Annotated in this window: 13 protein-coding genes and 1 tRNA gene; 13 read left to right on the top strand and 1 reads right to left on the bottom strand. The window is 63.9% G+C overall.

All coding sequences use genetic code 11. The features are described 5' to 3' along the window. The 12 genes from tuf to AAF481_19170 form a co-directional block, all read left to right on the top strand. On the top strand, positions 1-139 hold a 139-nt coding region (gene tuf, locus AAF481_19225), incomplete at its 5' end, for an elongation factor Tu (protein MEM7483301.1). A 105-nt stretch (positions 140-244) separates the two neighbouring features. Further along, a tRNA-Trp gene (locus AAF481_19220) sits at positions 245-321 on the top strand. A gap of 153 nt (positions 322-474) precedes the next feature. Next, entirely contained in the window at positions 475-648 is a 174-nt protein-coding gene (gene secE / locus AAF481_19215; protein MEM7483300.1) for a preprotein translocase subunit SecE, read from the top strand. Further along, the gene (nusG, locus tag AAF481_19210; GenBank protein ID MEM7483299.1) at positions 645-1187 is read left to right on the top strand and encodes a transcription termination/antitermination protein NusG; all 543 of its coding nucleotides are present in this window, start codon (positions 645-647) and stop codon (positions 1185-1187) included. Before secE ends, nusG begins: the two co-directional genes overlap by 4 nt. Positions 1188-1201: 14 nt before the next feature. Further along, positions 1202-1627 (top strand): 50S ribosomal protein L11, encoded by a 426-nt coding sequence (gene rplK / locus AAF481_19205; GenBank protein ID MEM7483298.1) that lies wholly within the window; start codon positions 1202-1204, stop codon positions 1625-1627. Positions 1628-1704: 77 nt separating this feature from the next. Beyond that, positions 1705-2409, top strand: coding sequence for a 50S ribosomal protein L1 (gene rplA / locus AAF481_19200; GenBank protein MEM7483297.1), 705 nt, complete (start codon positions 1705-1707; stop codon positions 2407-2409). 11 nt (positions 2410-2420) lie between these two features. After that, positions 2421-2948 carry a 50S ribosomal protein L10 gene (gene rplJ / locus AAF481_19195; protein ID MEM7483296.1) on the top strand — a complete coding sequence of 176 codons (528 nt, stop codon included), beginning with the start codon at positions 2421-2423 and terminating at the stop codon, positions 2946-2948. A gap of 110 nt (positions 2949-3058) precedes the next feature. Further along, complete coding sequence (gene rplL, locus AAF481_19190) at positions 3059-3445, top strand: 50S ribosomal protein L7/L12 (GenBank protein MEM7483295.1); 387 nt, start codon at positions 3059-3061, stop codon at positions 3443-3445. A 361-nt stretch (positions 3446-3806) separates the two neighbouring features. Then, positions 3807-8060, top strand: a complete 4254-nt coding sequence (gene rpoB, locus AAF481_19185; protein MEM7483294.1) for a DNA-directed RNA polymerase subunit beta — start codon at positions 3807-3809, stop codon at positions 8058-8060. Positions 8061-8074: 14 nt separating this feature from the next. Continuing rightward, positions 8075-12256, top strand: a complete 4182-nt coding sequence (gene rpoC, locus AAF481_19180; GenBank protein ID MEM7483293.1) for a DNA-directed RNA polymerase subunit beta' — start codon at positions 8075-8077, stop codon at positions 12254-12256. Positions 12257-12355: 99 nt separating this feature from the next. Further along, the gene (locus tag AAF481_19175) at positions 12356-13240 is read left to right on the top strand and encodes an NYN domain-containing protein (GenBank protein MEM7483292.1); all 885 of its coding nucleotides are present in this window, start codon (positions 12356-12358) and stop codon (positions 13238-13240) included. A 730-nt stretch (positions 13241-13970) separates the two neighbouring features. Beyond that, positions 13971-16940, top strand: a complete 2970-nt coding sequence (locus AAF481_19170) for a TonB-dependent receptor (GenBank protein ID MEM7483291.1) — start codon at positions 13971-13973, stop codon at positions 16938-16940. Between the two features lie 298 nt (positions 16941-17238). On the opposite strand, the gene pyrD is transcribed toward AAF481_19170, so the two are convergent. Then, the gene (gene pyrD, locus AAF481_19165) at positions 17239-18297 is read right to left on the bottom strand and encodes a dihydroorotate dehydrogenase (quinone) (protein ID MEM7483290.1); all 1059 of its coding nucleotides are present in this window, start codon (positions 18295-18297) and stop codon (positions 17239-17241) included. 51 nt (positions 18298-18348) lie between these two features. On the opposite strand from pyrD, the gene AAF481_19160 reads away from it, so the two are divergent. After that, the gene (locus AAF481_19160; protein ID MEM7483289.1) at positions 18349-19716 is read left to right on the top strand and encodes an FAD-binding oxidoreductase; all 1368 of its coding nucleotides are present in this window, start codon (positions 18349-18351) and stop codon (positions 19714-19716) included. Position 19717 lies beyond the last annotated feature (1 nt).

Raw genomic sequence — 19717 nt, 5'->3', positions numbered from 1 at the left:
GATGGTGATGCCCGGCGACAGCGTGAACCTGGACGTGACGCTGATCGCTCCGATCGCGATGGAGAAGGGCGTGCGCTTCGCCATCCGCGAAGGCGGCCGCACCGTCGGAGCCGGAACCGTCACCGAGATCGTCGAATAGGGAATGATTGCGCCAGCGGTTTGGTTACGACGGAGCCCCAAGGAAGGGCTCCGCAATCCGTTGGCGACCGACAAATTACGCAGTAGGTGGTGAACGGAATACCACAGGCCAGTAGCTCCAATTGGTAGAGCGGCGGTCTCCAAAACCGCATGTTGGGGGTTCGAATCCCTCCTGGCCTGCCAGCTTCTGGGTCCTTAACGCCTGAGTCCACAGCGGTCAGCCCCCGGGATCTCCCCCGGCCGATCACTGGACGCCGGCGGCGAGGCCGAGCCGATGGACGAGTTAGAAGAGAGCGCGGTGATCGAATGAATTGGTGGACCAAGTCGCGAGCATTCTTGACCGAGACGCGATCGGAGATGAAGAAGGTCACCTTCCCGTCCCGTGACGAGGTGGTGAGTACGTCGATCGTGGTGGTGATCTCCAGCTTCATCTTCGGCGGCTTCTTGTATGTGGCAGACCTGATCATCCAGGGCCTCTATCAGGGCCTGTTCCGGGTGCTGGGCGCATGACGACGGACGTCCAGCGGGGCTGGTACATCGTTCACACGTATTCCGGTTTCGAGGAGCGGGTGAAGGAGACGCTGCTTCAGCGAGCCGAAGCCCTCGGCATGGGCGAGGCCTTCGGAGACGTGCGGATTCCGACGGAGACCGTTGTCGAGTACAAGAACGGCAAGAAGCGGGAGATCCAGCGCAAGTTCTTCCCGGGCTACATCCTGGTCGAGATGGAGATGTCCGATCCGGCCTGGCACGTGGTGAAGAACACGCCGAAGGTCACCGGCTTCGTGGGCACCGGCAAGAAGCCGACGCCGCTGAGCCAGGTAGAAGTGGACCAGATTCTCGATCAGGTCTCGTCGGCCAAGGAAAAGCCCAAGCCGAAGTACGTCTTCGATAGCGGCGAGCCGGTCAAGATCATCGACGGTCCGTTCAACAATTTCACCGGGGTGGTGGACGAGGTCAACCTCGACCGCAACACCTTGAAGGTAATGGTTACCATTTTCGGCCGCCAGACACCGGTCGAGCTGGACTTCGGACAAGTCCAGAAGGTCTGAGGGGATAGGGAGTCATGGCGAAGAAGGTTCTTACTCAGATCAAGCTGCAGATCCCGGCCGGGCAGGCGACGCCGGCTCCGCCGGTGGGTCCTGCGCTCGGTCAGGCGGGCTTGAACATCATGGATTTCTGCAAGGCGTTCAACGCCAAAACGCAGAGTCAGCCGGGAATGATCATTCCGGTGGTCATCACCGTCTATGCCGACCGTAGCTACACCTTCATCACTAAGACGCCGCCGGCGGCGGTGTTGCTCAAGAAGGCGGCGGGCCTCGACAAGGGCTCCGGTGAGCCGAACCGCGAGAAGGTGGGCAAGGTGACCGATGCGCAGGTCGAGGAGATCGCCAAGACCAAGATGCCGGACCTGAACGCTGGCAGCATGGATGCGGCCAAGCTCATTATCGCGGGCACCGCCCGCTCGATGGGTATCGAGATCAAAGGGTAGGAGCTGCTTCCGGCCGCCAGGGGTGTGATGCCCGGCGGGACGTGGTTTTCTGAAGGCAGCGGTGAGGAGAAGCTAGAGTGGCGAAGCACGGAAAGAATTTCAAGGCGGCGTCGACCAAGGTCGACGACCGCTCGTACACGCTCAAAGAGGCCATCGGCGTGGCGAAGGAAGCCTCCTTCGCCAAGTTTGACGAGACCGTCGAGATCGCGTTGCGCCTCGGGGTCGATCCGAAGCATGCGGACCAGATGGTGCGCGGCACCGTCGTGTTGCCCCACGGCACCGGTCGTACCGCCCGCATCGCGGTTTTCGCGAGCGGCGAGAAGATCAAGGAAGCCGAAGATGCCGGCGCCGACGTGGTCGGCGGCGAGGACCTGGCCAAGAAGGTCGAGGGCGGCTGGCTCGACTTTGACGCGGTGGTATCCACCCCGGACATGATGCGGGTGGTCGGCAAGCTCGGACGGGTGCTCGGGCCGCGCGGCATGATGCCGAACCCGAAGACCGGCACGGTGACCTTCGAGGTCGGCAAGGCGGTCGAGGAGATCAAGGCCGGTAAGGTCGAGTTTCGCGTCGACAAAACGGGCATCGTGCACGCGCCCTTTGGCAAAGTCTCCTTCGACGACGAGAAGCTGTACGACAACGCCGCGTCGCTGATCCGGTCGGTTTTGAAGGCGAAGCCGCCGGCCGCCAAGGGTAAGTACGTGAAGACCGCCACCATCTCATCCACCATGGGCCCCGGCATTCGGCTGGACGAGTCCACCCTCACCCTCGCCAGCGAGGCCTAAGGAGTAAGGCGATGGCACTGTCACGCGCAACGAAAGAAAATCTGGTCAGCCAGTACCAGGACGGTCTGGCGGCCGCACCGAATGCGTTTCTGGTGAGCTTCCAGGGGATCTCCGTTCCCCAGGTTACCGAGCTGCGGGCCAAGATTCGCGAGAACGGCGGCGAGTACGTGGTGGTCAAAAACACCCTCGCCCTGCGGGCCATCGAAGGGCAGGCCTTGGGCGGCTTGAAGGAGCAGTTCGAAGGCCCTACGGCGGTGGTCTACGGCGACAGCGATCCGGTCGCCCTCGCCAAGACCCTCACTGACTTTGCCAAGACCGCACCGGTCATCCAGTTCAAGGGCGGCCTGGTCGAGAGCCAGCCGGTCGAAGCGGAGCAGATCCAGGACATCGCTGCGATGCCTTCCCGCGAGGAACTCATCGCCAAGCTGTTGTTCTTGCTGCAGTCGCCGGTGTCTCGCTTCGTGCAGGCGCTGGGGGCGATCCCGGCCCAGTTCGTCCAGGTGCTCGGTCAGGTCAGCGCCAAGAAAGAACAAGGATAGGGGCGCGCGTATCCGGCGCCGGCCCACCGCAAGGTATCGAAACGTAACTGAAACTCGATCACTGATTTTTAGATAGCGAACCGGACTCGAAGAGTTTAAGGAGAGGAAAGATGGCGATCGCAACTGAAGACTTCATCCAACAGATCGACGAGATGACCGTTCTAGAGTTGAACAATCTCGTCAAGTCCCTCGAGGAGCACTACGGTGTTTCCGCCGCTGCCGCCGCCGTTCCGATGGCGATGGCCGGTGGCGCCGCCGCCGGTGGTGCCGCCGAGGCCGAAGAGAAGACGGAATTCGACGTGGTGCTGAAGGATATCGGCGCCAAGAAGATCAACGTCATCAAGGCCGTGCGCGAGGTCACCAGCCTGGGTCTCAAGGAAGCCAAGGACTTGGTCGAGTCGGCGCCCGCCCCGATCAAAGAGGGTGTGCCGAAGGACGAGGCCGACGAGATCAAGAAGAAGTTCGAAGAGGCTGGAGCTAGCGTCGAAGTCAAATAGCGCGGATCGAGGCGCCGGAGCCCTAAGGTGTCCGGCAGCCTGCACGGCCCGGCCTTCTCGGCCATCGCGAGTGGGTGCTGCGGCCCATTGGAATCGCTTCCGATGGGTGCAGCACCCTATGCGTCTGCTGGCGAAGGTCAGCCCGGGCCTACATCTGCCAGATTTGCGCCTAGTTCCAGTTTCCTCCCGGGGCTCGGAAGACCACCCACTGCGGCCGGTGGTTTTCCCGATGAGTACCGGAAGGTCGGCTGAGCCGAAGAATCCGCGGAGTCATGTCCGCCTGCCGCGCGGCGGGGGCTTTTTGGCAAGTTCATTGCTTGTCCAGTGAAGCGCCACGCTTTCGAGGAGTTTCCAGAATTCTATGAGAGACAAAACGCAGACCCAGAACGGTCGTCGCAAGGACTTCTCGCAGATCGACACGTCGCTGCCGATCCCGAACCTGATCGACGTGCAGCGGCGGTCCTACGAGCGCTTCCTCCAGATGAACTTGCTGCCGGAAGAGCGTGCCACGCACGGTCTCCAGTCGGTGTTCACCGGGATCTTCCCGTTCTCCGACTTCCGGGAGACCTGTTCCCTTGACTTCGTCAAGTATTCGATCGGCGAATGGCAGTGCAAGTGCGGCGAACTCAAGGGCTTGGAATACCTGCGCATGTCGTGCTCCAACTGCGGCGCCCGGGTGATGACCGAGCACCCGCACGAGGAGACGGTCACCTGCGGTGAGTGCGGCTTCGTCAACAAGAACCGCGTCACCAACTGCGACATCTGCGGCAACCCGGTCGATCTTCAGCTCAAGTACTCGATTTCCGATTGCCAGGAGCGCGGCATGACCTTCGCGGTGCCTCTGAAGGTGACCTTCCGGCTGTTCGTGTACGACAAGGATCCGGAAACCGGCGCCCGCATGATGCGCGACGCCAAGGAGGAAGAGGTTTACTTCGGCGACATCCCGCTGATGACCGACACCGGCACCTTCATCATCAACGGTACCGAGCGGGTGATCGTCAGTCAGCTCCACCGCAGCCCGGGCGTCTTCTTCACCAAGCAGGGACCGCGTTCTTTCCTGGCGAAGATCATTCCCTACCGTGGCTCTTGGGTGGAGTTCGAGTACGACAAGAAGGACCTGCTATCGGTCCGCATCGACCGGAAGCGAAAGTTCCACGGCACCATCTTCCTGCGCGCCCTGGGCCTGGAGGAGAACGAGCAGATCCTGCGGCAGTTCTACACCGGCATCGGACTGACCTTGAAGAAGAACGGTGACTTCTCTCTCGCCATTCCGCCGGCGGTGCTGGAGCAGGAGCAGATGAAGGATCGCCAGAGCCGCGGCCTGCGCGAGGTCTATCCGATCTTCGGCGGCATCACCCTGGGCGCCAAGGAGATCAAGAAGCTCGAGAAGGACGAGATGCTCGACGCGACGGTCAAGATCGCCGACCTGGAGCGCGCCATGTTCATCGCCGACGTGGTCGATCTCGAGACCGGCGAGGTGCTGTTCGAGGCCAACGAGCTGGTGCCGGAAGATCTGACGGAGCGCCTCGAAGGCCACACCACCACGCCGCTGGAAGTGTTCTTCCCGGACTGGGAGGTGTGTGGCGCGACCCTGTCGAACACCCTGGCGAAGGACACCACCACCGATGCCAAGGAAGCGTTGATCGAGATCTACCGTCGCATGCGCCCGGGGGACCCCCCGACGCTGGAGAGCGCCCGGTCGCTCTTCTACGGCATGTTTTTCGACGCCAAGCGCTACGACTTCTCACGCGTCGGCCGCTTCAAGTTCAACATCAAGCTAGACAGCGAAGTGTCCGTCGAGCAGAAGACCCTGTCCGCCGACGATTTCTACGGCGTCATCGAATACCTCCTGCGCCTGCAGAAGGACGTCGGCCGGGTGGACGACATCGACAATCTTGGCAACCGACGCGTACGCGCCGTCGGCGAGCTGTTGGAGAATCAGTTCCGCATCGGCCTGGTGCGCATGGAGCGGGCGATCAAGGAGAAGATGTCCGTTCATCAGGACATCGACTCGGCGATGCCCCATGACCTGATCAACTCCAAGCCGGTGATCGCCGCCGTCAAGGAGTTCTTCGGTTCGTCGCAGCTCTCGCAGTTCATGGACCAGACCAACCCGCTTTCCGAGGTCACCCACAAGCGGCGCCTGTCGGCCCTTGGACCGGGTGGTCTGTCCCGCGAGCGGGCCGGTTTCGAGGTGCGCGACGTGCACGCCACGCACTACGGCCGGATCTGCCCCATCGAGACGCCGGAAGGCCCGAACATCGGCCTGATCTCGTCACTCGCAACCTATGCCCGGATCAACGACTACGGCTTCATCGAGAGCCCCTACAAACGGGTAGAGAACGGCAAAGTGCTGGACCACCTGCGGGTGGTGAAGGTCGGCGACGGTCCTTACAAGCTCGGTCAGATCATCCTGCGCGAGGAGCTGGACGCCACCAATCGCAAGCTCAAGCGCGGCAAGAAGCGCGAGGTGGCCGCCGAGTCGCACGCCTTTTATTTGTCGGCGTGGGAGGAGGAGAAGTACATCATCGCCCAGGCCAACGCCGAGATCGCCGACGATGGGATGCTCGCCGATGAGCGGGTGATCGCCCGTGCCGGCGGCGACTTCTTGAACATCGAGCGCGAGCGCATCGACTTCATGGACATCAGTCCGAAGCAGCTCGTGTCGGTGGCCGCGGCGCTCATTCCGTTCTTGGAGAACGACGACGCCAACCGCGCTTTGATGGGCTCCAACATGCAGCGCCAGGCGGTGCCGCTGTTGCGCAGCGAGGCGCCGATCGTCGGCACCGGCTTGGAGGGCATCGTCGCCCAGGATTCCGGCGCCGTGGTGCTCTGCAAGCGCGGCGGTATCGTCGATTCGGTGGACTCGGAGCGCATCATCGTGCGCGTCGAGGGCGAAGACATCGACACCGGGGAGTCGAAGGAGTTCGGTGCCGACATCTATCAGCTCATCAAGTTCCGACGCTCGAACCAGAACACCTGCATCAGCCAGCGGCCGGTGGTCGCCCAGGGGGCGCGGGTGAAGAAGGGCGATGTGCTGGCGGACGGTCCCTGCACCTCCGCCGGTGAGCTGGCCCTAGGCCGCAACGTTCTGGTGGCCTTCATGCCCTGGCGCGGCTACAACTTCGAGGACGCCATCCTGATCTCCGAGAAGATGGTGAAGGAGGACTACTACACCTCCATCCATATCGAGGAGTTCGAGATCGAGGCGCGGGATACCAAGCTCGGCCCCGAGGAAATCACCCGGGACATCCCGAACGTCTCCGAAACGGCTTTGAAGGACCTCGACGAGTCGGGCATCATCCGCATCGGCGCGACGGTCAAGGCGAGCGACATCCTGGTAGGCAAGGTCACGCCGAAGGGCGAGACCCAGCTCACCCCGGAGGAAAAACTGCTGCGGGCGATCTTCGGCGAAAAGGCCGGCGACGTGCGCGACGCCAGCTTGAAGGTGCCGCCGGGTATCGAGGGCACCATCGTCGACGTCAAGATCTTCTCCCGCAAGGGCGTCGAGAAAGACGAGCGCGCCAAGGAGATCGAGCAGCACGAGATCGATCGCCTCGAGAAGAACACCAAGGACGAGGTGCGAATCCTCAACGAGGAGCGCAACAAGAAGATCAGCGACACGCTGGTCGGGCACAAGGTCAAGAGCGAGGTGGTGTCGCGCACCGGCGAGAAGCTTCTCGCCAAGGGCGGCAAGATCACCTATGAGCTCTTGGACGGCCTCACCCGGGCGGAGATCCTGCGCCTGCCGGTGAGCGACAAGGCGTTGATCGACGCGGTGGAGATCCTCTATCGCAAGACCGACAGCCACATCGAAGTGCTCCACCGGGTCAACGAGGAGCGCATCGCGCTGCTGCAGAAGGGCGATGAGCTGCCGCCGGGAGTGATCAAGCTGGTCAAGGTCTATGTCGCCATGAAGCGCAAGCTGCAGGTGGGCGACAAGATGGCCGGACGCCACGGCAACAAGGGTGTGATCTCCCGCATCCTGCCGGAAGAGGACATGCCCTACCTGCCGGACGGCCGGCCGGTGGAGATCGTCTTGAACCCGCTCGGCGTACCGAGCCGGATGAACGTCGGTCAGATCCTCGAAACCCATCTCGGTTGGGCCGGCCGGGCCCTCGGCGTGAGCTTTGCCACGCCGGTGTTCGACGGCGCCCAGGAGTCCGACATCAAGAGCCTGCTGGAGCAGGCGAGCCTGCCGACCAGCGGCAAGACCCATCTCCACGACGGCATGAGCGGAGACGTCTTCGAGCAGAAGGTCACCGTGGGTTACATCTACATGCTCAAGCTGTCGCATCTGGTCGACGACAAGATTCACGCCCGCTCGATCGGACCGTACTCACTGATCACCCAGCAGCCGCTAGGCGGTAAGGCCCAGTTCGGTGGACAGCGATTCGGCGAGATGGAGGTTTGGGCGCTCGAAGCCTACGGCGCCGCCTATACGCTCCAGGAGCTACTCACCGTCAAGAGCGATGACGTCGAGGGCCGCAGCAAGGTCTACGAGGCGATCGTCAAGGGTGACGTACCGGATGATCCGGGGTTGCCGGAATCCTTCAATGTTCTCGTGCGCGAGCTGCAGAGTCTCTGCCTCGACGTCGAGCTGCTCAAGGTTTAAGGGAGGACTGTAGAGTGCAACCGTTCAGCAGTTTTGACAAGCCCCAGTCCCTGAAGGATTTCAACGCCATCAAGATCTCGGTGGCGTCGCCGGAGAAGATCCGGTCGTGGAGCTTCGGCGAGGTCACCAAGCCGGAGACCATCAACTACCGGACCTTCAAGCCGGAGCGCGATGGCCTGTTCTGCGCCAAGATTTTCGGTCCGATCGCCGATTGGGAGTGCCTGTGCGGCAAGTACAAGCGCATGAAGCACCGCGGCGTGATCTGCGACAAGTGCGGCGTGGAGGTCACCCGCTCGCGGGTGCGCCGTGAGCGCATGGGCCACATCGAGCTGGCCTGCCCGGTATCCCATGTTTGGTTCTTCAAGGGGCTGCCCAGTCGCATCGGCCATCTCCTCGACATCCCGCTGCGCGACCTCGAACGGATTCTTTACTTCGAGAGCTATGTGGTGGTGGATCCCGGCGAGACGGATTTGAAGGAGCAGGAACTTCTCACCGAGGAGCGCTTCCGTGAGATGCGCGAGGAGTGGGGCCTCGACGCCTTCGATGCTCGTATGGGCGCCGAGGCGATCAAGGAACTCCTGGCTCGCATCGAGGTCGACGAGCTGTCCGAGGAATTGCGCATCGTGATGCGTACCGAGACCAGCCAGATCCGCCGCCTGAAGGCCGCCAAGCGCTTGAAAGTGGTAGACGCCTTCCGTCGCTCCGGCCACCGGCCGGACTGGATGATTCTGGACGTCATCCCGGTCATTCCGCCGGAGCTGCGCCCGCTGGTGCCGCTCGACGGCGGCCGCTTCGCGACCAGCGACCTGAACGATCTCTACCGCCGCGTGATCAATCGCAACAACCGGTTGAAGAAGCTCCTCGAGCTGCGGGCGCCGGAAGTGATCGTGCGCAACGAGAAGCGGATGCTGCAGGAGGCCGTTGACGCGCTGTTCGACAACGGCCGCCGCGGTCGCGTGCTCAAGGGCTCGAACAATCGGCCCTTGAAGTCGCTATCGGACACCTTGAAGGGTAAGCAGGGCCGCTTCCGCCAGAACCTGTTGGGTAAGCGGGTCGATTATTCCGGCCGTTCGGTGATCGTGGTGGGGCCGGAGCTGAAGCTCCACCAGTGCGGCCTGCCGAAGAAGATGGCCTTGGAACTCTTTAAGCCGTTCATCTACAACAAGCTCGAAGAAAAAGAGCTGGTCGGCACGATCAAGGCCGCCAAAGAGCTGGTGGAGATGGAGATCGACGAGGTGTGGGACGCCCTCGAAGAGGTGATTCAGGACCACCCGGTGCTGTTGAACCGTGCGCCCACCCTCCACCGCCTCGGCATCCAGGCCTTCCAGCCGGTGCTGATCGAAGGCAAGGCAATCAAGATCCATCCGCTGGTCTGCGCGGCGTTTAACGCCGACTTCGACGGTGACCAGATGGCGGTGCACGTGCCGCTCTCCCCGAAGGCGCAGATCGAGAGCAAGGTGCTGATGCTGTCCGCCTCGAACATCTTGTCGCCGGCCCACGGCCGACCGCTGGCGGTTCCCAGCCAGGACCTGGTGCTCGGCGGTTACTACTTGACCTTGACCAAGCCGAACGCCAAGGGCGAGGGTCGGGTGTTCCCGGACTTCGACTCGGTGGAGCTGGCTCTCGAGGCGGGCGAGGTGGAAACCCTCACCCCGATTCGGGTGCGCTACACCGGCGAATTCATCAACTTGGAGACCCAGTACGATCCGCAGGACATCGTCCACGCGGAGGTCGAGAACATCGACCGGGGGTTGATCGAGACCACCGTCGGGCGGGTGATCTTGAACCGCCACCTGTCGGACAGGATCCCCTTCATCAATGGCCGGTTGAAGAAGCGTGGTCTGCAGGATTTGGTGAGCTACTGCTTCATCAAGCTCGGTACCGAGCGCACTGTCCGCATGCTCGACGAGATCAAAGAAGTCACCTTCCTCTACGCCACCAAGGCCGGCGTGTCCTTCGGCGTGGACGACATGGTGATTCCGGAGCGCAAGGCTGGTCTGCTGGACAAGGCGCTCGAAGAGGTGATCGAGATCGAGGACCAGCGCACCGCCGGTGTGATCACCGCCGGTGAGCGCCACAACAAGATCATCGACATCTGGCACCGCACCACCGAGCGCGTCTCCGAGGAGATGTTCAACGACATGCGCGAGGAGGAGGACCGCACCGGCGAGTTCAACCCGATCAACGTGATGGCCGACTCCGGCGCTCGTGGTTCCCGCGAGCAGGTGCGACAGCTCGCCGGTATGCGCGGCCTGATGTCCAAGCCCTCCGGCGAGGTCATCGAAACGCCGATCACCGCGAACTTCCGGGAGGGTCTGTCGGTGTTGCAGTACTTCATCTCCACCCATGGCGCGCGCAAGGGTCTGGCGGACACCGCCTTGAAGACGGCGGACTCCGGCTACCTCACCCGCCGCCTGGTCGATGTGGCGCAGGACGTCATCATCAACGAAGTGGACTGCGGAACCATCGACGGCATCTTCGTCTCCGCGATCATGGAGGGGGGCGAGATCCTCGAGCCGCTGCGCGACCGCATCGTCGGCCGCGTCAGCCAGGAGGAGATCTACGATCCGATGACCGGCGATCTGCTGGTCGAGGTCGGCTTGCTGATCACCGAAGAGTTGGCCAACTCGATCCAGTCGGCCGGTATCGAGCGGGTGAAAATCCGCTCGGTGCTGACCTGCGAGACCCGCCGCGGCGTGTGCGCCGCCTGCTACGGCCGTAACCTGGCCTCCGGCAAGATGGTGGAGATCGGCGAGGCGGTCGGCGTCATTGCCGCCCAGTCCATCGGCGAGCCGGGAACCCAGCTCACCATGCGGACCTTCCACTACGGCGGTACCGCCAGCCGGGTGTCCGAGCAGTCCGTGCACAAGGCCAAGAACCCGGGCCGGGTGAAGTTCCTGAACGTCAACACCGTCGAGTCCCGGCGCGGCGAGCTGGTGGTGATCAACCGCCAGGGCAAGCTGGTGCTGGTGGACGAGAAGGGCCGCGAGCGCGAGCGCTATGCGCTGGCCTACGGTTCCCACCTGCTGGTGCAGGAGGGCCAAGAGGTCAAGCCGAGCGACGATCTGGTGACCTGGGACCCGTTCACCTCGGCGATCCTGTCGGAGATCTCCGGCAAGGTGGAGTTCCAGGACATCGTCGAAGGCGAGAACGTGCGCGAGGAGACGGACAAGGTCACCGGCCTGTCGCAGAAGATCATCGTCGAGGCCTCGGCCAACGAGAAGCGCGTACCGGCGATCCTCGTCAAGGGCACCGGTGGGGCGGAGAAGCGCTACCTGCTGCCCTCCGGCTCTCACCTGGTAGTCGGCGACAAGGACAAGGTCTACGCCGGCGACACGCTGGTCAAGATCCCGCGCGAGAAGGCCAAGACCAAGGACATCACCGGCGGTCTGCCGCGGGTGGTGGAATTGTTCGAGGCGCGCTCGCCGAAGGAGCCGGCGATCATCACCGAGATCGACGGCGTCGTTCGACTGGGCGAGATCGTCAAGGGCATGCGCAAGGTGATCGTCGACAGCGAGGACGGCGAGTCCCGCGAGTACGCGGTGCCGCGTTCGATCCACGTCAACGTGCAGGAGGGCGAGCGAGTGGCCGCCGGCGATCCGCTGATCGACGGCTCCATCAACCCGCACGACATTCTGCAGGTGTTGGGCGAGAAGGAGCTGCAGCGCTACCTGGTGGACAAGATCCAGGAGGTCTATCGTTCCCAGAGCGTGGCAATCAACGACAAGCACTGCGAGGTGATCGTGCGTCAGATGATGCGCTCGGTGAAGATCGAGAACGTCGGCGACACGCAGTTTTTGGTCGACGAGCAGGTGGATCGCTTCCGCTTCCAGGAAGAGAACGACCGCGTGCTCACCGCCGGCGGTACTCCCGCCGTCGGCCGGCCGCTGCTGCTGGGTATCACCAAGGCGTCGCTTTCAACGGACAGCTTCATCTCCGCGGCGAGCTTCCAGGAGACCACCCGGGTGCTCACCGAGGCGGCGATCAACGGTGCCGTCGACCTGCTGCGCGGTTTGAAGGAGAACGTCATCGTCGGCCGCTTGATCCCGGCCGGTACCGGTATGGAGCACTACCACGACTTCCACATGGAGGAAGTGGAGATTCCCGTCGACAGCGAGGAAGACCAGGAGCTGTTCTTCGAGTTCGGCGACGAGGAGATCCGCTCCCTGCCGCAGGAGGTCATCGAAGGCGAGTAAGGTTTCGCTTCCTAGCATCAGTTTTCAAAGGGCGGCCTCGCGGGGCCGCCCTTTCATTTCTTGCAGTACTGAGTCCAAACGGTCGACCAAGGAGAGAGCATGGCCGCCACCACGCGGGTCGGAGTCTTCATCGACGGGGCCAATGTCGCCATGAACGGCGGTTACGGCATGCGGTTCGACGTGCTGCGCGAGCACGCCTGCCGGGACGGCGGACGGGCGGTGCGCTTGAATGCCTATGTCAGCTTCGATCCGGAGAGGGCCGAGCGCGACGACGTCTACCGCCGCGGCCAGGGGGCTTTCCAGTCGAGCCTGCGGGATGTCGGCTACAAAGTGGTGCGCAAGCGGGTGCAGTGGTACACCGACGAAACCGGTCACCGCTACGGCAAGGCCAACGTCGATCTCGATATGGCGGTGGATCTGCTGCTGCAGTCGGATCGCCTCGACCGGGTGCTGTTGTTGACCGGCGACGGCGATTTCGCGCGGGTGGTGGCGGCCCTCCAAAACCGCGGCTGCCGGGTGGAGCTGGTGGCCTTCAACAATGTATCCCAGGCCCTCCGCCGCGAGGCGGATCTGTTCATGTCGGGATTCCTCATTCCCAATCTGGTGCCCGTCGCCGGACCGCGCGACCAGCCGCCCTGGGGCGAACTCGGGTCACGGGTGCGCGGCGTCTGCTACAACCACAGCGGCAAGGGATACGGTTTCCTGCGCTTCCTGCGCAAGGTCTCGCCGGGCCTGTGGATCACCGACACCCGGCACCCGGAGTCGCCCTACACGAGTGTTTTTTTCCACGATTCCCAGCTACCGGACACGGTGGGCTTTCAGCAGCTTCCGAGCCGCGATTTGATCTTCGAGTTCGAGCTGCGCGAAGGGGACAACGGCGGCTCTTGGCAGGCGGTGGATCTGCAGCTGGTGAGCGGCGGGCGAACCGTCGGTCAGCTGCGGAGCGAACCGGAGGAAGCGGTACCGGGAGACCAAGACTCCTAGTCAGAGATCCGCCGGCGGTCTCTGCCCTTCTCAGAGGTTCATTCAAATTCTTGAACCTCTACCAGATTCGTGCCAGCCCCCTCCACTCGGGTGTCATTGAATATTGAAATAGAGCGTTCGCCTTCACTCTTTTGAATGATCGGTGAGGTGCGCTTCAATCCGCTGAATCTCTGCCCTTCGAGCTGCGGCAGGAAGAGTGGAGAAGCTTCTTTGTCTCTGGGCCTCTGGGAGGGTGTATCGATCCTTGGCACTTCCCTTGCTAGGTCGCAGGCCTTTTGGCAGTAGATTCTTCATCGCGAAATATAGGTCGACTCTGCGCGGCGAGTGGCGGCTTCCCTCCCAACCCTTGCGATCCAATCCATTGCAGAGGATCCACATCGGCGGACCCGGGTCCGCGTTTCCGAGCCTCCCTTCTGGGCTCCCGATGGCGCGATCAGTTTGCGGGTAAATCCTTTCCAATCAGTGGTTTAGTTTCTATGGGTGCGGTTACCGGGGACCATGGCACCGGCCTTGCTCCCTCCCTTGGGCAGTTGGATCCACCGGAATCGTTCCGAAGAGCTCGACCCGGTAGCCCTCAGCGGGATTCCCGCTCAGGGCCTCTCTCACGAATGAGGTGACAGCGCCTCAGGACAACAGCGGTCGAGTTCTTCGGACTTCCGGCACATCAGGGTCGGTGCTGAGGCGTACTCGTCATCGATCCACGGAATGCACATCACGAAAGGATCGAACGATGGGATCACACCTCAGTAACCGTAGGACTCTACGAAGCCTCCTCAGTTCTCACGGCACCTTTACATGGCGAGGCGCCGCGCGCTGCCTCGCCATCACCGTCCTCGCCATGACCTTGGCCCTGCCGGCCTTGGGCCAAACCACCGGCCGCATCGAAGGCCGCGCCGTACTCGAAAACGGCAACCCCCTCGGCGGCGTGACGGTGACCGCCACCAGCGACAGCTTGCAGGGCGATCGCGAGGTGGTCGCCGGGGCGGACGGCAGCTTCCGCTTCGTTGGCCTGCCGCCGGGGACTTACCGCGTGAGCGCCGGCTATCAGGGCTTTGCCACTTTGGAGCAAGGGGGCGTCCAGGTCGGCCTCGATCGCACCGTGACCCTCGAGTTCCAGATGCGCCCGGCCGACTTCGGAGACATCATCACGGTAAGCGATGTCGCGCCGGTCGTGGATGTGACCACCACCACCGGCGGCGCCAACTTCGGCGAGAAACTGTTCAAGGAGCTTCCCGTCACCCGCACCTACCAGGGCCTTGCCTTTGCCGCCCCGGGCGTGACCACCGGCGCCGGCGGCCAGCTTGGCGACGACAACCCCTCCATCGGCGGCGCCTCGGTGGCCGAGAACCGCTACGTGGTGGATGGCCTGGATAGCACCAACCCGGCTTTCGGTACTTCCGGCTCGGCGGTGCCTTTCGAGTTCATCAAAGAGGTGCAGGTCAAGACCGGCGGCTACGAGGCGGAGCACAGCGGCGCCCTGGGCGGTGTGCTGAACGTCATCACCAAGTCCGGCGGCAACGAGCTGCAGGGCGACGTGTTCGGCTACTACAACGACGACAGCCTGCAGGCCGAGGCCAAACCGATCAATGAGTTCGGCCAGAACCTAGGCTTTACCGAGTACGACTTCGGCGCCTCCGTCGGCGGCAAGCTGATCGAAGACAAGCTGTGGTACTTCGTGGCCCTGAACCCGAGTACCAAGGAGACTGAGTACACCACCCGTACCGGTACCCGCAACACCGAGTCCGAGGATGCGCTGTTCTATGCCGGCAAGCTCACCTGGCAGCTCAATCCGAGCCATCAGTTCGTCTTCTCGGCCTTCGGTGACCCGCGGGAGCGCGAGGACGACCTGGTACGCAACAGCTTCGGCACCGTCGGCGACAGCCGTGACCTGGGGGCCGAGACCCTCGGCTTGTCCTACAGCGGTAGCCTGAGCGGTAGCCTGTTCAGCGAGGCGAGCATCGGGCGCTTCGACCAGACCTTCCGCCAGACCCCGTTGACCGATCAGCCCTTCTACGAGGTGCGCAACTTTGGCCGGCTCGGTTTCGCCCAGCAGCAGGGCTGCGCCGGCGACCTGTCGCCGATCGACGCCAACAATTTCTCGACCTTCGTCTTCAACCCCGGCTGCGTCGGCGGCACCTTCCATCAGGAGAGCGGCGACAGCCTGCGCGACGAGGCGCGAGGCTCCCTGACCTGGTTCGGTGAGACCCTTGGGGTGGACCACGAGATCAAGGTGGGCGCCAGCGCCCGCCGGGTCGAGTACACCGACCACGCTCACTATCCCGGCGCGGTGGACGGTCCGGCGGCGGATTCCACCGGCTTCGTCTACGATCCGGGTGGCCTCGCCGGCCAGCGTTGGTTGTTGTTCAACACCACCGCCATCCTGTTCGAGTACGACCAAGACTCCGAGGGCGAGACCGACGAGCAGTCCTTCTACTTCCAGGACCGGGTGCGCCTGTCGGACTACTTCTCGCTCAATCTCGGTGTGCGGTCCGACGCCTTCAATTCGAAGGGCGACCTGTCGGACGTCAACCAAAGCCAGGAACTCGACTTCTCCCACGGCGACATGATCGCGCCGCGCGTCGGCTTCACCTGGGACGTGGCGAAGAACGGCCGCTCGAAGCTCTATGGTCACTACGGACAGTTTTACGAGTCGGTACCGCTCGACATCAACACCCGTGCCTTCGGCAACGAGCAATTCAACCTGTATTACTTCGCTTACCCGACGGACGGTTCGCTGCCGAACGCCCAGAATCCGGGCACCTGGACCTACACCTACCAGCTCGGCGGCGGTACGCGGGTGGACCCGGGCATCGAGCCGATGTACACCGTCGAGGCCCTGGTGGGCTTCGAGTACGAGCTGATGCCGAACGTCGCGGTCGGCGTCAAGGCCACCCAGCGGGAGATCGAGAACGTCGTCGAGGACATCTCCGTCGACGGCGGTCAGACCTACTTCATCACCAACCCCGGTGGCGTCGTCACGGCGAACCCGGTGACCGGTGTGCCGCTGCCGGCGGCCGTCACCTTCCCGGAGCCGGTGCGCGACTACGAGGCCTATGAGTTGACCGTCAACCGGCGCTTCGCCGACAACTGGCAGCTCTTCGGCAGCTATGTGCACTCGAAGAACGAGGGCAACTACGGTGGGTTGTTCCGGCAGGACAACGGGCAACTCGACCCGAACATCACCTCGGTCTACGACCTACCGGAGCTGTTGAACGGCGCCTTCGGCCCGCTGCCCAACGATCGCGAGCACCAGGTCAAACTCTACGGCTCGTACCTGTGGCCTTTCAAGCTGATCACCGGCTTCTACGGCCAGTGGTTGTCCGGCACGCCGATCAGTCAGCTCGGCGCCCATCCGGTGTACGGCAATAGCGAGCGGTTCGTGACGCCACGCGGCAGCTTCGGTACCACCCCGGACGTGTGGAACCTGGACCTCCACGTGGAGTATCCGATCACTTTGTCGAGCGGATTGGACCTCAAGCTGGTGGGTGACGTGTTCAACGTGACGGATCAGCAGGAGGCGACGCAGGTGGACGAGGACTGGACCTTCGCTCCTCTCACCCAGACGCCGACTCCGCCCGACTGCGGCGGCCCCGGCACGGGCCCCAACACGTCCTGCCCGAACGGCAATCCGCAGTTCGGCCAGGCGACGCAGTTTCAAGCTCCCCGGACCCTCCGGCTGGGCGTAAAGCTTAGCTGGTAGTCCTTTCCCACCCCCTGGGGAGGAGCCGGCCCCCAACAACGGCTCCTCCCTCCTTCCTTTCGCTGGCGATTATCGATAAAGCCCGCTGCGCGGCCTTTCTCAATTGCCGCTAGCTGCCTGTTTCTAGGGGGGCTGCGCCCCCCTCGCGGCCGAGAAGCGCGGTGATTGGCCGCTCACCCCTGGCTCGGCGGCGACGTCCGTCGCCGCCGAGCCCTTCGGGCTCGGACGCAGTTTGCTTTCTAGCAAACCGCTCACACTCTGGGACCGCAGTCTTGCTTCGAGTCTTGCGTATTGAGTTCTACTTGGAAGGATTTCTGTCCGCGCCGATGACCTCAGTGAGGTTCTCGAATCCGTCTTCGTCCAGGCACTCTTCCAATTCCCGGTGCATGCGGCCGAGTAGGTCCGGGCCCTTGAACACCAGCGCCGTATAGAGCTGTACCAGCGAGGCGCCGGCGCGGATGCGGCGGTAGGCTTCGCGGCCGCTGCCGATGCCGCCGACGCTGATCAGCGTCGCCTTGCCGAAGAGTTCCTTCGCCAGCGCCTCGAACATTTCGAAGGAGAGCTCCGTCAGCACCCGGCCGGAGAGGCCTCCGCCGCCGGGGACCGGCTCCGGCACCCGGTCGAGGTCCGCGGTGGTGTTGGTCGCCACCACGCCGGCGGCGCCGGCTTCGACGGCGGCGGCGCACAGGTCTACCGCCCGGGCCGGCTCCATATCCGGCGCGATCTTGACCAGCACCGGCCGATCGGTGAATTCTCGGGCGCTCTCGAAGAGCGGCCGCAGGAACTCCTCCGTTTGAAGATCCCGCAGGCCCGGCGTATTGGGGGAGGACACGTTGACCACCAGGTAGTCGCAGCGCTGGCCGAAGGCTGCGAGGAGCCGCCGGTAGTCGTCGAGCGATTGGTCCGCCGGCGTGTCCTTGTTCTTGCCGATATTGATGCCCAGGGGTATCGGCAGCGGCCCCAGCTCGTCGAGGCGCCCTTCGAGAGCCGCCAGGCCAGCATTATTGAATCCCAGACGGTTCTGAAGGCTTTTCTCTTCCGGGTGCCGGAAGATGCGCGGCCGGGGGTTGCCCTGTTGAGGCTGCGGCGTGACGGTGCCCACTTCGACAAATCCGAAGCCCAGCATCGGCATCAAGTGGGCGACCTCGGCGTCCTTGTCGAATCCGGCGGCCAGGCCAATGGGGCCGGCAAAGGTGCGGCTGAACAGATCGAGCGCCAGGCGTTCGGAGGGCGCGTTGCCGTTGCGCCAGGCAAGGCCGGGGGCCCAGCGGGCGATCTGCAGGGCGAATTTGCCGGCGCCGTGGGCGCGTTCGGCATCGAGGCTGAACAGAAAGGGGCGGGCGAGGCGATAGAGCACGACGGCGATGAGTCTACCGCCGCCGACCGTCGTCGGAGTACCATGCGGACGATGAATTTCGAGCGAGAGATTCCCTCCCGCGCCTCGACGGTGGTGTGCGGCGCCGGCATGGCCGGCGTGGCTTTCGCCTGGCATCTGGTGCGGCGCGGCCGCGACGGGGTGGTGGTGGTGGACGCCGGCGAACCCCTCGGCCTCACCAGCAGTCAGGGCACCGAGGCGTACCGCACCTGGTGGCCCGGCATGGACGCCGCGATGGTCCGGTTGACCAGCCGCAGCGTCGATCTGCTGGAAGCGATTCACCAGGCCAGCGATGGCGCCTTTGCGATGAGCCGGCGAGGCTATGTGTTCGCCACCGGCGACGCGGAACGCCTGCGGGGGATGGTATCCACCGCCCGGCAGGTGGCGGACTTCGGCGCCGGCCCGCTGCGGCGAAAGGAAGGCGATTACGCACCTTCGCCGGCGGAGGGCTGGCGGTTCGCCGACGGCGCCGATCTGGTGACCGACCCGGCGGTGGTGAAGGCCGCCTACCCGTTCATCGCCCCGGACGCGTTGGGCCTGCTGCATTTGCGGCGGGCTGGCTGGCTGGACTCGCGCGCTCTCGGCCGCTGGCTGTTGGCCGATCTCGAACGTCAAGGGGTGACGGTGTTGCGGGATCGGCTGGTGGCGGTGGAGAAAAGCGCCTCCGGAGCGGTGGCGGCGGTGGTTCTCGAAAAGGGTGGCACCTTGCCGGCGGAGCATTTGGTGCTGGCGCCGGGGCCGCTGCTGCCGGAGGCCGGCCGTCTTCTCGGGCTGGAGCTGCCGGTGATCAACGAACTGCACGGCAAGGCGGCTCTACGCGATCCCGAAGGTCTGGTGCCGCGCGACGCGCCGCTGATGATCTGGAACGATCCGGTGCGTTTGTCCTGGACGGAAGAGGAGCGGCAGACCCTCGCCGACCGCCCGGACCTGCTGCGGGAGCTGCCGCTGGGAGCCCACTTCCGGCCGCGGGGCGACGGGGCGGACGCCCATCTGCTCCTACTCTGGACCTACGCGCCGAAAGCGGTCTCAAAGGCGACCTGGCCGCCGGCCTTCGATCCCTACTACGGCGAGGTGCTGCTGCGCGGCGTTGCCCGCATGATCCCGGATCTGGAAGGGTACTTCGGGCGGGGCTCGCAGGCCGAGATCAGCGGCGGCTACTACTGCAAAGCGCCGGACAACCGTCCGTTGATCGGACCTCTGCCGGTGCCCGGGGTATGGGTGGTGGGTGCCCTCTCGGGCTTCGGCATCATGTCGTCTCAGGGGGCCGGGGATCTGCTGGCGGCGCACCTCACCGGCGACGAGCTTCCGTCCTGGGCGCCGGCGTTCCACCCGGCACGCTTCGACGATCCGATCTATCGGGCTCGCCTCGCCGGCTGGGACTCGCGCTTGGGCGAACTCTAGG

Source organism: Acidobacteriota bacterium (genome assembly GCA_039030395.1).
Lineage (GTDB): Bacteria > Acidobacteriota > Thermoanaerobaculia > Multivoradales > JBCCEF01 > JBCCEF01.
This window is presented reverse-complemented; position numbering and strand designations above follow the sequence as displayed.